The 14,724-nt window shown below is 46.4% G+C and carries 12 protein-coding genes and 1 pseudogene; 11 read left to right on the top strand and 2 right to left on the bottom strand.

Translation table 11 applies throughout. The features are described 5' to 3' along the window. Positions 1–164: 164 nt before the first annotated feature. The 4 genes and pseudogenes from QP794_RS02850 to QP794_RS02835 all read left to right on the top strand — a co-directional run bounded on the left by QP794_RS02850 (position 165) and on the right by QP794_RS02835 (position 4,324). Positions 165–1,703 carry an ABC transporter ATP-binding protein gene (locus QP794_RS02850; protein ID WP_285074809.1) on the top strand — a complete coding sequence of 513 codons (1,539 nt, stop codon included), beginning with the start codon at positions 165–167 and terminating at the stop codon, positions 1,701–1,703. Beyond that, a complete protein-coding gene (locus tag QP794_RS02845; RefSeq protein ID WP_024628312.1) occupies positions 1,696–2,775 on the top strand; it encodes an ABC transporter permease in 1,080 nt (359 codons plus the stop codon). Before QP794_RS02850 ends, QP794_RS02845 begins: the two co-directional genes overlap by 8 nt. Further along, positions 2,776–3,738, top strand: coding sequence for an ABC transporter permease (locus tag QP794_RS02840; RefSeq protein WP_063564195.1), 963 nt, complete (start codon positions 2,776–2,778; stop codon positions 3,736–3,738). 212 nt (positions 3,739–3,950) lie between these two features. Continuing rightward, positions 3,951–4,324 (top strand): annotated as a pseudogene (locus QP794_RS02835) (hypothetical protein). 6 nt (positions 4,325–4,330) lie between these two features. On the opposite strand, the gene QP794_RS02830 reads toward QP794_RS02835, so the two are convergent. Next, positions 4,331–4,777 carry a GNAT family N-acetyltransferase gene (locus QP794_RS02830; protein WP_483311862.1) on the bottom strand — a complete coding sequence of 149 codons (447 nt, stop codon included), beginning with the start codon at positions 4,775–4,777 and terminating at the stop codon, positions 4,331–4,333. A 598-nt stretch (positions 4,778–5,375) separates the two neighbouring features. Here QP794_RS02830 and ilvB point away from each other — a divergent pair. The 4 genes from ilvB to QP794_RS02810 all read left to right on the top strand — a co-directional run bounded on the left by ilvB (position 5,376) and on the right by QP794_RS02810 (position 10,564). Beyond that, a complete protein-coding gene (ilvB, locus tag QP794_RS02825; protein WP_285074808.1) occupies positions 5,376–7,127 on the top strand; it encodes a biosynthetic-type acetolactate synthase large subunit in 1,752 nt (583 codons plus the stop codon). After that, a complete protein-coding gene (gene ilvN / locus QP794_RS02820) occupies positions 7,124–7,606 on the top strand; it encodes an acetolactate synthase small subunit (RefSeq protein WP_024628317.1) in 483 nt (160 codons plus the stop codon). The genes ilvB and ilvN overlap by 4 nt, the downstream gene beginning before the upstream one ends. A 300-nt stretch (positions 7,607–7,906) precedes the next feature. Continuing rightward, complete coding sequence (gene ilvC / locus QP794_RS02815; RefSeq protein ID WP_285074807.1) at positions 7,907–8,899, top strand: ketol-acid reductoisomerase; 993 nt, start codon at positions 7,907–7,909, stop codon at positions 8,897–8,899. 123 nt (positions 8,900–9,022) lie between these two features. Next, on the top strand, positions 9,023–10,564 hold the full coding sequence (locus QP794_RS02810; protein WP_079346238.1) for a 2-isopropylmalate synthase: 1,542 nt from the start codon (positions 9,023–9,025) through the stop codon (positions 10,562–10,564). A gap of 228 nt (positions 10,565–10,792) precedes the next feature. On the opposite strand, the gene QP794_RS02805 is transcribed toward QP794_RS02810, so the two are convergent. Beyond that, positions 10,793–11,773 carry an aldo/keto reductase gene (locus QP794_RS02805; RefSeq protein WP_285074806.1) on the bottom strand — a complete coding sequence of 327 codons (981 nt, stop codon included), beginning with the start codon at positions 11,771–11,773 and terminating at the stop codon, positions 10,793–10,795. 231 nt (positions 11,774–12,004) lie between these two features. Between QP794_RS02805 and leuB the strand changes: the two genes are divergently transcribed. The 3 genes from leuB (at position 12,005) to QP794_RS02790 (ending at position 14,677) form a co-directional block, all read left to right on the top strand. Then, a complete protein-coding gene (leuB, locus tag QP794_RS02800; RefSeq protein WP_285074805.1) occupies positions 12,005–13,090 on the top strand; it encodes a 3-isopropylmalate dehydrogenase in 1,086 nt (361 codons plus the stop codon). A 273-nt stretch (positions 13,091–13,363) separates the two neighbouring features. Then, a complete protein-coding gene (locus QP794_RS02795) occupies positions 13,364–13,903 on the top strand; it encodes a peroxiredoxin (RefSeq protein WP_024628322.1) in 540 nt (179 codons plus the stop codon). Positions 13,904–14,260: 357 nt separating this feature from the next. Continuing rightward, positions 14,261–14,677 (top strand): hypothetical protein, encoded by a 417-nt coding sequence (locus QP794_RS02790; protein WP_285074804.1) that lies wholly within the window; start codon positions 14,261–14,263, stop codon positions 14,675–14,677. Positions 14,678–14,724: the final 47 nt, after the last annotated feature.

Raw genomic sequence — 14,724 nt, 5'->3', positions numbered from 1 at the left:
CTTTTCTTAAGATTATGGAATGCATAAGTTTCAGTGAAACTGAAGGATTCGATCATCCTAAGAAAAAGTACCGCTAAGAAGCGGTCATCTTCCTTGAATAAACGTCGATAGACGTTTTTCTTACGTTTGCGGAACCACACTATATCAGGTATAAGGGTGATTACATGGGTGCAGCAACCCCCGTCGTTGAGTTGAAACAAATCACGAAGCGTTTCCCAGGCATTGTTGCCAACGACGCCATCAGCCTTCAGCTTCGTAAAGGCGAGATCCATGCTCTACTGGGCGAAAACGGCGCTGGTAAATCAACGTTGATGAATATTGTCTTTGGTCTCTATCAGCCGGATGAAGGTTCCATTGAAGTGAATGGCAAGCCTGTCATCATCGACAGCCCTAACAAAGCAATCGATCTTGGCATCGGCATGGTGCATCAGCACTTTAAGCTTGTACAGCCGTTCACGGTAACAGAGAACATTATTTTGGGATCTGAACCAAGGAAGGGTCTCAACATTAATTATAAAAAAGCTGCTGCTGAAGTGCAGCGACTGTCTGAACAGTATGGACTCAAAGTGAACCCGCATGCCAAAATTCATGACATTTCCGTCGGTATGCAGCAACGTGTGGAAATTGTGAAGACGTTGTATCGTGGTGCAGACATTCTGATCTTTGACGAGCCTACTGCTGTATTAACACCTCAGGAGATCAAAGAACTGATGGTGATCATGAAAAAGTTGGTGGCCGAAGGCAAATCCATTATTCTGATCACACACAAACTGAAAGAAATCATGGAAATTTCCGATACGGTGACGATCATTCGTCGTGGTAAAGTGATTGACTCCGTTACAACATCAGAAACGAATCCGAATGAGTTGGCAGAAAAAATGGTTGGTCGCAATGTCACTTTTAAAGTGGACAAAAAGCCGGCTACACCAGGAAACAATGTACTGGAAGTCAGCAAATTGACCGCCAAAAATAAAGAGGGTATCTCGGTTCTGAACGAACTCAACCTGAATGTACGTGCAGGAGAGATTGTTGGAATCGCAGGTGTTGATGGTAATGGACAGAGCGAACTGATTGAGGCTCTTACCGGACTGCGTAAAGTAGATAGCGGTTCGATTCGCCTTGAGGGTAAAGAACTGTCTAATCATTCTCCGCGCCATATTTCGGAGTCGGGTGTAGCCCATATTCCGGAAGACCGACACAAACATGGACTTGTCCTTGATTTTTCTGTGAGTGAAAATATCGTCCTGGAATCGTATTATAAATCTCCTTATACCCGTAAAGGATTCCTTAACTTCGAAGCAATCAAGAAGCAAGCGAAGCGTCTTGTAGAGGCATTTGATGTGCGTACACCAAGCATTGAAACAAAAGCCCGCTCCTTATCGGGAGGGAACCAGCAGAAAGCCATTATCGCACGTGAGGTTGATAAGAACCCTGAACTGCTTATTGCTGCCCAGCCAACTCGTGGTCTGGACGTAGGTGCTATTGAGTTTGTTCAAAAACAATTGATTGCACAACGTGATCAGGGCAAAGCGGTACTGCTGATCTCATTCGAGCTGGATGAAATTATCAACGTATCCGACCGAATTGCTGTCATCTATGAAGGACAGATCGTGGGCGAGGTGCTGCCGGAAGAAACCAATGACAGGGAGCTCGGCTTGATGATGGCGGGCAGCACCCAAAAGAGAGGTACTGTGCATGAGTAACGTATTGAAATGGTTTACCCGTGATTCATTTATATTACCTATTGTAGCCATCATTATGGGTTTGATCCTGGGTGGTATTGTCATGCTGATCGGCGGATACAACCCGATTGAAGCCTACAGTGCACTGTTTACGAAGGTTTTCGGAGACATGTACAACTTTGGTGAAGCAGTTCGGGAAATGACACCGCTGATTATGACAGGACTTGCATTTGCATTTGCGTCTCGTGCAGGGCTGTTTAATATCGGGGGAGAAGGACAATTTCTCGTCGGTATGACTGCCGCGACTTTTGTAGGCGTAAAGTTTGCAGGTCTGCCAATCTACATTCATGCTCCACTGGCCTTGATTGCCGGTGCGGTATTTGGTGGTCTGTGGGCAGCAATTGCCGGTTACCTGAAAGCAGCGCGCGGAGTTAACGAAGTTATCAGTAGTATCATGCTGAACTGGATTGGTCTGTATCTGGCCAACCTGATCGTGCGCCAATTCCTGCTGTTAAAAGGGGAAAATCGTTCGGTCGATATCAGCGATACTGCATCGATTAGTTTGACATGGCTTTCTGAACTGATGGGCAACTCTCGTGTTCACATGGGAACATTGATTGCTCTTGTCATGGCTGTGCTCTTTTATATTTACATGTGGAAAACCAAACAAGGGTACGAGATTCGTGCCGTAGGATACAACCCGAATGCGGCAGAGTATGCGGGTATGCATGTCAATCGCAATATTGTAAAAGCCATGTTTATCAGTGGTATGCTTGCAGGTCTTGGCGGTGCATTCCAGGTACTTGGAGTGTTCCAATACCAGACCGTTATGTCGGGCTCACCAGGAACAGGTTTTGACGGCATCGCGGTTGCACTGATTGGTTTGAATCATCCGTTTGGTGTGTTGCTGGGCGCGTTGTTGTTCGGTACGCTCACTTATGGATCTGCGGGAATGAGCTTTGCTGCGGATGTACCGCCCGAGATTATTCGGATTGTTATCGGTTCGATTATCTTCTTCATTGCGGCACAAGGCATCGTGCGCTGGGTACTTAAACCGTTCTATTCCAAGCGCAAGAAAGAGAAGGTGTTGTAGATGGACTTGTTGACAATTGGGCAAATTATCAATACGACGCTTGTCTTTGCCACGGCATTGATTTTTGCATCACTGGGCGGAATCTTTTCGGAAAAATCAGGTGTGACCAACCTTGGACTTGAAGGTTTCATGGTATTTGGTGCCTTTGCAGCGGGAATTGCTGCGCACTATGCTCAAGAAGCCGGTATGGGAGGAACGACATCTGCCTGGATGGGGATTTTGTTCGCGGTTGTGCTGGGCGTAGTGGTTTCGTTGATCCATGCGGTTGCCTCGATTACATTTAAGGCGGACCAAATTATAAGCGGTATCGTAATCAACTTCCTGGCAGCAGGAAGCACACTTTATTTGGTAAAACTGCTGTTTGAAGGATCAGGCGATTCGCCACTGGTACAAGGTTTTAGCAAGTTTGATGTGCCACTGTTGAAGGATATTCCTTTGCTTGGGGAAGCTTTCTTCAAGAATGTGTACCCGACAACATATCTGGCTATTCTGTTCGTTTTTCTGACTTATTACATTATGTATAAAACCCCATTCGGCCTTCGTCTTCGCTCTGTTGGTGAACACCCAAGTGCGGCGGATACCGTGGGTGTTAAAGTGCGTCGTTACCGTTATGTTGCGGTGATGATCAGTGGTGCGCTGGCTGCTATCGGTGGAGCGGCAATTACGCTGACTACGACAGGCACATTCTCTCATAATACGGTTTCCGGTCAAGGTTACATTGCGATTGCAGCGATGATCTTTGGTAAGTGGAATCCGATTGGTGCCTTTGGGGCCGCTGTGTTCTTTGGTTTCTCGCAAGCGATTCGGAACTATGTACAGCTGTTCGAATGGTCTCAAAGTATTCCCCAGGAAATTATTTATATGCTGCCATACCTGCTCACCATCATCGTGCTCGTTGCAGCTGTCGGGCGCTCGTCTGCTCCGTCTGCACTCGGGGAACCGTATGATCCGGGGAAAAGGTAACGACAGAAATGATGTTTCCTACCTCATTCTTTACTTTAAAAGGTTCGCCTCGTGCGAGCCTTTTTGTGTTTTTATAAGAAAAAAAGCGAACTGCCAAGATGCTTGACGGTGATGGGGAAGACACCCATATTTTCATTTAGGGACAAAGAAACAAGCGAAGCCGGCTCTGGACGAATACACTGTTTTGAACGATCCGAGGAGGAGGGGAAAGTATGAAACAACAAGTTACGCGTGATGAAGCGATGAAATTAATAGGCAAAAATATTGTTGCGATCAAAAAAGACGGTACTTGGTGACCGGGAGGCTGTTGAAAGTATCGGGCAATAAATTGGTGCTGAAACGCTCAGTTGGCAAAAAAGTACGCACCAAAGCCATTTTGCCATTGGTATTATTTGATCTGCTCGCCATCGGTACGCTGCCTTATGCTTACGGCGCTGGTCCTGGATTCGGTTTTGGTCCAGGTGCTGGTCCGGGGTATGGGCCGGGACCAAAACCAGGCCCAGGGTACGGACCGGGATTTGGTGGTGGATATGGACCAGGACCTGGATATGGACCCTACGGACCACGGCCACCAGGCTTTTTCTAAACCGATTTATAATGTTTTTTCCAACTCGTAGCAGCGGCTTAACATAATGTATCGAATCGTGCTATATCCATTTTTTTGGTAAAATCGAAGTCCTTTTGTATTGCCTTCGTCAACCATCACTTTGGATCTTTTGCAACCTCGAGATGCCGCAAAGTTTTCCGCTTTGAGAAGCAAAGTCTGACCGTACCTCTTTCGCTGTTCTTTTGGGGCAACAGCCATCATATCCACATACAGCAGTTCGCCGTGCATGAGAAAATGGATGAATGCGACAGCTTCGTTGTCAGGATTCGGTGAGACAACAAAGGTCATGCCCCTGTTCATTCGCAGGGGTAGTTCTTTGCGTATTTTATTGATTTCACTTTCACTCATATGAGATAGAGGAACAAGTTGAGAGTCAATCAGCCTCATTATGGCGGCATCATCCAGCTTGGATTTACGTTGCCGAAGCACCATCGGAAGCCTCCTTTCAGGACCAGTCGTGCTGCTCGTATATCCTATGCCTGAGGGAAGTTGAAAGGTGACTGAATGAAGCGCAGGGATTGGGGTAACGTTAAAGATTCAGGATGAAGGATTAGGGATGTTCTGAATTTTTATACAAAAGGGGTATTGACTTATCGGTTGGAGGAATCATATAATGTTCCTAACATTTAACGAGAATATTTCATCGGCTATGAAGAGGACGAAGTTTTAAGGGCTCTTTTGCTCAGAGAGTGGCTGGAATTGCTGAAACCACCACCATTATCCCTTATATACGAGCTCACCTCGGAGCTGTTTTCCTGAAAAGCATTGGATGTCACTCCATTGGGTTATTAGGGAAAATCGTATGTCTGCGTTACAGACAACAGGTATGGAGAACGGGTATGTCCGTTTGGTCTATCATTTTTTGTACCTGGTAAGGTCCGTTATTGCGAAATTTCGGACAAAGTTGGGTGGTACCACGGAAGCAATAACCTTTCGTCCCTCGCAAGCATGAACTTGTTTGCAGGGATGGAAGGTTTTTTTTGTAACTTTAAATGTCAGAATGATGTAAATTCCGAGAGGAGGATGACTGATGGGAGCTCAAATTCCAGAAGTACGATCGACAGATGAATTACGTGAAAAATGGATGAAGCCGGAGGTCATTAGCGGTTCCGAAATTCTGCTGAGAAGCTTGTTGCTGGAAGGTGTAGAGTGTGTTTTTGGTTACCCGGGCGGCGCAGTATTGTACATTTACGATGCGATGTATGGTTTCGAGGATTTCAAGCACGTGTTAACCCGTCACGAACAAGGCGCCATTCATGCAGCTGACGGATATGCACGGGCGAGCGGAAAAGTGGGTGTCTGTATCGCTACCTCCGGACCTGGAGCAACGAATCTGGTTACGGGTATTGCAACAGCGTATATGGATTCCGTACCACTCGTAGTCATTACGGGAAATGTCATTTCCAGTCTGATTGGCTCTGATGCTTTCCAGGAAGCGGATATTACCGGAATCACGATGCCAATTACCAAACACAGTTATCTGGTAAAAGACGTAAAAGATTTGTCACGTGTCATTCATGAGGCATTTCATATTGCGAATACAGGACGTAAAGGTCCCGTATTGATCGACATTCCGAAGGATGTATCGGCTAACAAAACGTTGTTTGAACCCGTGACTGAACCTGTTATATTGAGAGGGTACAACCCACGGACAGTACCGAACAAACTTCAGGTTGATCGTCTGGCTCAGGCGATTCAGGAAGCAGAGCGTCCGATGATTCTGGCAGGCGGCGGTGTAGTTTACTCCGGTGGACACGAAGCGCTGTTCGAATTTGTGGAAAAGACAGGCATTCCAATCACGACAACACTTCTCGGACTTGGAGCATTCCCGAGTGGTCACGAATTGTGGACCGGGATGCCGGGGATGCATGGAACATACACTTCCAATCAGGCGATTCAAAAATCGGATTTGCTGATTAACATCGGAGCACGCTTCGATGACCGGGTAACAGGCAAACTGGACGGATTCGCTCCACATGCCAAAATTGTGCACATTGACATTGATCCGGCTGAGATTGGCAAAAACATTGCAACGGACATTCCAATCGTTGGTGATGTGAAGACGGTTCTGGAAATAACAAACAAAGAGGTTCAACGCGCTGAACGTGCAGACGCATGGAGAGACCAGATCAAACAATGGAAACAAGAGAAGCCTTACAGCTACACAGATTCAGAGGAAGTATTGAAACCACAGTGGGTTGTGGAAATGCTGAATGATACAACCAAGGGCGAAGCAATCGTGACTACAGACGTTGGACAGCATCAAATGTGGGCAGCTCAATATTATAAATTCAACAAACCGCGTTCATGGGTAACCTCCGGTGGACTGGGAACGATGGGTTTTGGATTCCCTTCAGCAATCGGTGCTCAAATGGCTAACCCGGACAGACTTGTTATTTCCATTAACGGTGACGGCGGCATGCAGATGTGTTCTCAGGAGCTTGCGATTTGTGCCATTAACAACATCCCGGTAAAGATTGTTATTATCAACAATCAGGTGCTTGGAATGGTACGTCAGTGGCAAGAGATCATCTATGAGAACCGTTACAGTCATATTGATCTGGCAGGAAGCCCTGATTTTGTGAAACTTGCTGAAGCTTATGGGGTAAAAGGATTGCGTGCAACCAACAAGGAAGAAGCCGAGCGTGCTTGGCAAGAAGCCCTGGATACACCAGGACCGGTCGTTGTTGAATTCGTAGTTCGCAAGGAAGAAAATGTTTATCCAATGGTTCCGCAAGGAGCGACAATCGATCAAATGCTGATGGGGGATGCTGAGGAATGATTAGACATACGATTTCGATATTGGTCAACGATCAGCCTGGCGTCCTGCAGCGGGTATCAGGGTTGTTCGGTCGACGGGGATTCAACATTGAGAGCATCACGGTGGGTCAATCCGAGGAACCGGGTTTGTCACGGATGGTCATTGTGACGATCGGTGATGACAAAACGCTGGAACAGATTGAAAAGCAACTGTACAAAATCATTGATGTCATCAAAGTGGTTGATTTTAGTCTAAAACCGATGGTTGCCCGTGAACTTGCATTGATCAAGGTAAAGGCAGAGCCATCCGAACGTCCAGAAATTCTGGGTGTGGTGGAGACGTTCCGCGCCTCTGTTGTAGATGTTGGTCCAGGCAGCCTGATTGTACAGGTGGTCGGAGATACGGATAAAATTGATGCGATGATAGAATTGCTTAAGCCCTATGGCATTCGCGAACTGTCACGTACAGGAATAACTGCATTGGTACGAGGTAACGTTTAAACAGTCATATTAAAAAAGCGATGGTCTGATGCTTATCAATGGAACGACAAAGGTATGTTAGCAGCACGGAGTTGAAATATACCGTTATTCTTAGATGAGGTACCAGTCCCGTACAAGTTGCAATTTAACATTTTAGTGATGTAACGCTTGACAATATAGCCACACACCCGCATTAATGGGCGGGTGTCTGAACGGATCGGATCAGACCAGAGACGCTATAGCAGGAAAAGCGTACCGGTCCCTTGAGACACCCGCTCATTAATGAAGGGTTCTTTACAATACAAAGGAGGACTTATAAACATGCCAGTAACTACTTATTATGAACAGGATGCAGATCTTAGCGTATTGAAAGGAAAAACGATTGCGGTCATCGGTTACGGTAGCCAGGGCCATGCCCAAGCTCAAAACCTGCGTGACAGTGGATTGAACGTAGTCATCGGACTTCGTGAAGGTAAATCTTTTGACACTGCAAAAAATGACGGATTTGAAGTTCTGTCCCCGGCTGAAGCAACTAGCCGTGCAGATGTAGTTCAAATTCTGCTCCCTGACGAAACACAAGCATCTGTATACAAAAACGAAATCGAACCAAACCTGAAAAAAGGCGCAGCATTGCTCTTCTCCCACGGTTTCAACGTTCATTTCGGTCAAATCGTTGCTCCAAAAGACAGCGATGTATTGCTGGTAGCTCCTAAGTCCCCTGGCCACATGGTACGTCGTACCTACGTGGAAGGATTCGGTGTACCGGGCCTGATCGCAATTGAGCAAGATGCAACAGGTAAAGCAAAAGATATCGGTCTGGCTTATGCCAAAGGTATCGGTTGCACGCGTGCAGGGGTTATCGAAACTTCCTTCCGTGAAGAAACAGAAACAGACCTGTTCGGTGAGCAAGCTGTTCTGTGTGGCGGTGTAAGTGCCCTGGTAAAAGCTGGATTCGAAACGTTGACAGAAGCGGGTTATGCTCCTGAAATGGCATACTTCGAGTGTCTGCACGAATTGAAACTGATCGTTGACCTGATGTATGAAGGTGGACTTGCAAGCATGCGTGATTCCATCAGTAACACAGCAGAGTACGGTGACTATGTAACTGGACCTCGTGTGGTAACTGAAGATACGAAGAAAGCAATGAAAGAAGTCCTGACAGATATCCAACAAGGTAAATTTGCACGTGACTTCATCCTGGAAAACCAATCCGGCCGTGCGTTCCTGACAGCAACTCGTCGCAATGAAGCTGAACACCCAATCGAAGTGGTTGGCGGACAATTGCGTGAGATGATGCACTGGATCAAGAAGTAAGCATCGGCTTTAAGGTAATCAAGTAAACTTACAGCTTTAACCGGGAATAGCGGCCGTGCATATGCGTGTGCCGCTATTACTGGTTTAGAGGAACATAAAATACAAGTCTAGGAGGTGCGAGGCGTGCGTAAAATCTATGTATTTGACACAACGCTGCGTGATGGAGAACAATCCCCGGGGGTCAATCTGAACACTCGTGAAAAGGTGGAAATTGCGCACCAGCTCGAGCGGCTTGGTATTGACCGGATGGAAGCCGGTTTCCCCGCGGCCTCTCCAGGCGACTTGGCGGCAGTTAATGCAGTAGCCAAAGCGGTCAAAAATGTTACTGTTATTGGCTTATCCCGCTCCAGAGAGCAGGATATCGATGCGGTGAAAGAGGCGTTGAAGGGCGCTCAAGACCCGTGTATCCACATCTTTTTGGCAACTTCACCCATTCATCGCCAGCATAAATTGCGCATGGACAGAGCTCAAGTTCTTGATACAGCTCGGTCAGCCATTCGCTATGCAAAGAATACTTTTTCGAAGATTGAATTCTCTTTGGAGGATGCAGGTCGGACCGAGTATGATTTCCTCGTTGAGATGGTGAATATGGCTGTGGAAGAAGGCGCAGCTGTTGTAAATATCCCGGATACCGTTGGCTATCTGAGCCCATACGAATACGGAAATATTTTCAAACATCTCAAGGAAAACGTACACAACATTGATAAGGTGCAGCTGAGTGCACACTGTCATAACGACCTGGGGATGGCAACTGCCAACACACTCGCAGCGATTCTGAACGGAGCCGATCAGATTGAGGGCACCATCAACGGCATTGGTGAACGTGCAGGTAATACCGCGATTGAAGAAATTGCCATGGCACTGGAGACACGTCAGGAATTTTTCCAGGCGAAAACTTCGCTGCAGCTTTCTGAAATTGCTCGGACCAGTCGTCTCGTGAGTCGTTTGACGGGTATGGTTGTGCCTGGGAATAAAGCGATTGTTGGTGCGAATGCGTTTGCACACGAATCCGGAATTCACCAGGATGGCATGCTGAAGGAGAAAACAACCTACGAAATTATGACGCCAGAGACCATCGGTCTGAAGGAAAGCAAGCTCGTTTTGGGTAAACACTCGGGACGTCATGCCTTCCGTGAGCGCTTGATTGAGCTTGGTTATGAACTGGAAGATGAAGCATTGAACCGTGCTTTTGCCCAATTCAAAGATCTGGCTGATAAGAAAAAAGAAGTGACAGATGAGGATTTGCTGGCGGTCATCGAAGAGAAATTGCAGGATGCACCTGAAGTGTTTAAACTGGAATCCATCTTTGTGACGTATGGTGATGAATCCATTCCAACGGCTAAAGTTCGTATTGCTACACTTGAGGGTGATACGGTGGAACAAAAAGCTGAAGGTAATGGGTCTGTTGATGCCATTTATAATGCGATTGACCAAGTGAGCGGAGAAGAGGTAACGCTATCCGACTACTCGATCAAATCGGTTACGCATGGTAAGGATGCATTGGGTGAGGTTCATGTCGTACTTACTCAAAACGAAATATCTGTACAAGGACGTGGCGTAAGTACCGATATTCTGGGTGCCAGTGCACGTGCTTATGTAGATGGCTTGAACAAATTGATAGAGAAACGCAAGACTTACACGAATCGCGTTAATGTGAACCTGTAACATATCATTTGCAGCAAGCAAAGCTCTTCATTGGACTGAAATTCGTCTGGCTGGAGAAGCTGAGATGGAGTTCCCAGCCGGGGTATGTCAGTGCAGTGAGGTACATAAAAAGTCTGACCCTCAACATGTGAAGGTCGGACTTTTTTTGTTGTCATATCATAGGATAATTGATTTATATATAGAGCATTTTTCGTTAAAAAGATGCATTCAGTTTAAGCCGTTAAGCTTTTACCAAGCATATGCATTCGGAGCTTGTCCTCCCGGACCCGGAAAGATTTCATCCAAACGTTTGAGGACCGCTTCATCCAAAGTAACATCCAAACATTTGAGTGCCGTTTCAAACTGCTCCAGCGTACGCGGCCCAATAATGGGTGCGGTAACTGCCGGATTAGCGGCAACCCAGGCCAAAGCTATGGTATCCTGTGGTTCGCCGAGTTCACGGCAAAGTGCCGCGAATTGTTCCAGCTGCGTTTGGTGGGACTCAATCCGTTCAGCAATGCCACCACTGCGTGTACCTTCCAGCTTTTGGAGCGCATTACGTCCAAGTAACCCACCATCAAGCGGACTCCACGGAATAACACCAAGGCCCAGCTCTTTCGCTGCGGGCAGCACTTCGAGCTCAGGCAAACGGCAGTTGAGACTGTACTTATGCTGCTCGGATACAAGCCCGAGGAAATGACGATTCTTGGCTTCACTTTGAGCAATGGCAATCTGCCATCCAGCAAAGTTGCTTGAACCTACATAACCAATTTTGCCCTGATGAACAGCGTTCTCAAATGCGCCCCACAGCTCGTCCCACGAAATAGCAGGATCAACATGGTGCATCTGGTAGAGTTCAACATGATCGGTTTGCAGGCGGCGGAGGGAACCTTCCAGATGACGTCTGATTTTGTAAGCGGAGAGACCGGCATCGTTGTTTGGACCGTCTGTATCATCGTGCATGGAGCCATAGACTTTGGTCGCCAGAACGACTTTTTCACGTCTGCCGCCGCCCTGTTTAAACCAGCGTCCAATGATCTCCTCGGTGAGACCCGAATTTTCGCCCCAGCCATAAATGTTAGCGGTATCAAAAAAGTTCACACCGGCATCGAGTGCCGCATCCATGATACGGAATGCCTCTTTTTCGTCTGTAGCAGGTCCAAAATTCATCGTGCCGAGACAGATCCGGCTGACTTTAAGACCTGATTTTCCCAAGTACGTGTATTGCATGATTGCAATCCCTCCTGAGTTACCTGAATTTGTCTTCAGGCTTTATTTTAACTCAGTCAGAGGTACAGAACAACCAATTCAAAACCACTTATAGGCAAAAACTATTAAAGTCATAGATTGTATATCTTGGTCAAATGACCTCTGAATATGATACAAAAGAGAGAGTTAAAAATGACACGTTAATTATTGAAGCGAACAATCGAATGAATCGATATAAGGAGTGGACAACCCATGGCAGACGTGAAAAAAATTGCAGTAATCGCAGGCGACGGAATCGGTCCTGAAGTTGTAGCCGAGGCAGAAAAAGTTCTCAAACGTACGGAGGAAGTGTTCGGATACCGTTTTGAGACAGAGCATGCACTGTTTGGTGGAATCGCCATTGATGAGAAAGGTACACCGCTTCCTGAAGAAACACTGACCGTATGTAAAGGTGCGGATGCTGTGCTGCTTGGAGCCGTTGGCGGTCCAAAATGGGATAACAACAGCAAGGAATTGCGTCCGGAAACAGGCTTGCTTGGCATTCGTAAAGCACTCGGACTGTTCTCGAACCTGCGTCCGGCAGTCGTATTTGATTGCTTGAAGGATGCTTCCACCTTGAAACCGGAAGTGCTGGAAGGTACGGATCTGATGGTCGTGCGTGAGTTGACCGGAGGAATCTACTTTGGTGAAAAGTTCAGACGTGAAGGTGCACAAGGCGAGGAAGCCGTGGATACCTGTGTATATAATGTAACCGAAGTGGAGCGCATCGTTCGTCAGGCGTTTGTAATTGCTCAAGGACGCAGCAAAAGGCTGGCTTCTGTAGATAAAGCCAACGTGCTCGAAACTTCCCGTCTTTGGAGAGAAGTCGTTAACCGTGTAGCACCGGAATATCCGGATGTTGAAGTGGAACATGTACTTGTTGACAACTGTGCAATGCAGTTGCTGCGTCGTCCATCCAGCTTTGACGTAATCGTGACTGAAAATATGTTCGGGGATATCCTTAGTGATGAAGCAGCGATGCTGACAGGTTCAATCGGCATGCTGGCATCCGCATCGCTGGGTGAAGGCAGCTTTGGTTTGTATGAGCCAGTACACGGTTCAGCACCGGATATCGCAGGTCAAGGACTGGCGAACCCGATCGCAACAATCCTTTCACTGGCGTTGATGTTCCGTACAACCTTTGGTTATGCGGAAGGTGCTGACGCAATTGAAGCAGCTGTGTCTGATGTGCTGAATGCAGGACATCGTACGAGTGACATCGCTGTAGACAAGAGCAAAGCGATCAGCACGACGGAAATGGGCGATCTGATCGTCGCGGCAATTCAGAAACAGGCTTAATAATAGGAATAACAGAACAGCTCTTTGCTCCGATCCGGAATTGCAGAGGGCTGTTCCTTTATGATTTTTGCCACGAAAAATCCTTATTTATAATTATTATAAAAAAACAACGATTATAATCTTGACTTTGAGAAGTCCGGATGATAACATTTTACTTGTACTTGTTATCAAGTAACAATATTACTTTAATTAGAAGAAAAACGTTCACGTTTTTCTTAATGATGAGCATTCAACTTGAGTGCTTACATAATCCCAAAGGAGGAATTGTTAGTTATGGCAGAACGTTTGGTTGGTAGACCCGCACCGGATTTTGCAATGGAAACAGTATCGGGAGATGGACAAGACTTTGGTTCCGTAAAACTGTCCGATTATCGTGGCAAATGGCTCGTATTTTTCTTTTATCCTTTGGATTTCACTTTTGTGTGCCCAACTGAAATTACAGCTTTGAGTGATGCTGCTGAGCAATTCAAAGCTTTGGATACTGAAGTTCTTGGCGTGAGCGTTGACTCCGTACACAGCCACAAAGCTTGGATCAACACACCTAAAGACAGCAATGGCCTGGGTCAATTGAACTTCCCATTGGCGTCCGACATCACGAAACAAGTTGCTAAAGATTATGGCATTCTGATCGAAGAAGAAGGCGTTGCACTGCGCGGCCTGTTCATCATTGATCCAGAAGGCGAACTGAAATATCAAGTAGTTAACCACAATGATGTAGGCCGCAGTGTTGAAGAAACACTTCGCGTACTGCAAGCTCTGCAATCCGGTGGATTGTGTGCAATGAACTGGAAACCAGGCGACAACAACCTGTAAGCCTGATTTAACTTGAGCATTTATAGTTCAAGCCCTCATCCCTCATGGGATTGAGGGCTTTTTGCACCCTTTTGCCAGAATATAAGCCCTAAAGGAAGAAAAGTGTTTAAGCAGGGACGTAAACGTGGTAATGATGTAATAGAAGAATGCCTTCATTTTATCTTTGGAAAGAGGAATCGAAGGGCCTTAAGGCGAATAGGGTATGGAAACCCGGTAAATATTCCGGTGCTCTGCATTTATAATTTGTACATGAATGTGATACACTGATGGAACTATTCCTTTTTTGGAAGTGCTTGAAGTGTACGGGACTGCTGTCCATTAAAAAGTCTCGGCACGTTATAAGGAGGGTGAACAAAAATGAGTTACTGTTGTGGGGCAAGTATGGTGGGAACAAAGGGCACGCTGAAGCATTACCGCACCCAGGTTCATAATGTTCCCCTGCTGTTTTGTCCGGTATGTCACCGGGTAGAAGTGCATTATAAAGTGGAAAATGAATATGAAATTCTGGCTGAATATGCGCATGGAGATGGTGCGTCGGAGATTGATTTTCAAGATTACGTGACGGAAGATGAAGATGCGATTTTTGAAAATTGCGTGAATCGTGAAAGCGAGGATGGTATGGTCATTGTACAGCGTCAGATCGACATGTCTCTGGATCTACTTCGGCTTGCCAAGGAAATGAAGGATGAGAAATGGGAAAGCGAACTCAAGCGTCGGTTAGCCGTCATGAGTCAGCGCAGACTCAAAATTCAGCATAACAAGAGTGGACTATAGATTGAATTGAATTATTTAAAATTTAAACTATACGAACGAAGCTGATT

The sequence above is a fragment of the Paenibacillus sp. UMB7766-LJ446 genome (genome assembly GCF_030226665.1).
GTDB lineage: Bacteria > Bacillota > Bacilli > Paenibacillales > Paenibacillaceae > Paenibacillus > Paenibacillus vandeheii.
The sequence above is the reverse complement of the archived record's forward strand: the minus strand, read 5'-3'. Positions and strand labels throughout refer to the sequence as shown.

Coding starts and splice junctions, on each gene's coding strand:
- QP794_RS02850 (WP_285074809.1), top strand. CDS start 165: ATGGGTGCAGCAACCCCCGTCGTTGAGTTGAAACAAATCACGAAGCGT.
- QP794_RS02845 (WP_024628312.1), top strand. CDS start 1,696: ATGAGTAACGTATTGAAATGGTTTACCCGTGATTCATTTATATTACCT.
- QP794_RS02840 (WP_063564195.1), top strand. CDS start 2,776: ATGGACTTGTTGACAATTGGGCAAATTATCAATACGACGCTTGTCTTT.
- QP794_RS02830 (WP_483311862.1), bottom strand. CDS start 4,777: ATGGTGCTTCGGCAACGTAAATCCAAGCTGGATGATGCCGCCATAATG.
- ilvB (WP_285074808.1), top strand. CDS start 5,376: ATGGGAGCTCAAATTCCAGAAGTACGATCGACAGATGAATTACGTGAA.
- ilvN (WP_024628317.1), top strand. CDS start 7,124: ATGATTAGACATACGATTTCGATATTGGTCAACGATCAGCCTGGCGTC.
- ilvC (WP_285074807.1), top strand. CDS start 7,907: ATGCCAGTAACTACTTATTATGAACAGGATGCAGATCTTAGCGTATTG.
- QP794_RS02805 (WP_285074806.1), bottom strand. CDS start 11,773: ATGCAATACACGTACTTGGGAAAATCAGGTCTTAAAGTCAGCCGGATC.
- leuB (WP_285074805.1), top strand. CDS start 12,005: ATGGCAGACGTGAAAAAAATTGCAGTAATCGCAGGCGACGGAATCGGT.
- QP794_RS02795 (WP_024628322.1), top strand. CDS start 13,364: ATGGCAGAACGTTTGGTTGGTAGACCCGCACCGGATTTTGCAATGGAA.
- QP794_RS02790 (WP_285074804.1), top strand. CDS start 14,261: ATGAGTTACTGTTGTGGGGCAAGTATGGTGGGAACAAAGGGCACGCTG.